General features: G+C 64.3%; 1 protein-coding gene. It reads right to left on the bottom strand.

Going from position 1 to position 384, the window contains the following annotated elements:
* Positions 1-375: ZIP family metal transporter (locus RZO55_RS11000; protein WP_318064327.1), on the bottom strand; the 375-nt coding region annotated here is incomplete at its 3' end.
* Positions 376-384 lie beyond the last annotated feature (9 nt).

Genomic DNA, 384 nt, shown 5'->3' with positions numbered 1-384 from the left:
CCCCGCAGCGGCGGCGAAAAGGAGAATGCGCAGCGGCGAGTGTCCGGAAACCTTCAGCGGAGCGGCCATCCCGATTCCCTCGGGTACGTTGTGCACCGCCATCGACAGGGCCAGGAGCACCCCCAGCTTGTGCTCCGTGTGAAAGCCGATCCCGATGGCCACTCCCTCCGGAGCGTTGTGGGCAGCCACCGCCAATACCAGGAGCAAACCCAGCCGGGCATAGGAGGAGCGATCTCCATGTTCCCCGTCCGGTCTTTCGATGTGGTGCAGGAGGATCATGAGCAGCAATCCGGCGGACATGCCCAGCACCACGTGGGCCCAGGTCCCGTATCGAATCGCGGTGGAAAGGAGACTTCCCAGGGAAACCACCAGCATGACCCCCAC

This window comes from Clostridium boliviensis, assembly GCF_033342255.1.
Taxonomy (GTDB): Bacteria; Bacillota; Clostridia; order Lachnospirales; family Lachnospiraceae; genus Lacrimispora; species Lacrimispora boliviensis.
The sequence above is the reverse complement of the archived record's forward strand: the minus strand, read 5'-3'. Positions and strand labels throughout refer to the sequence as shown.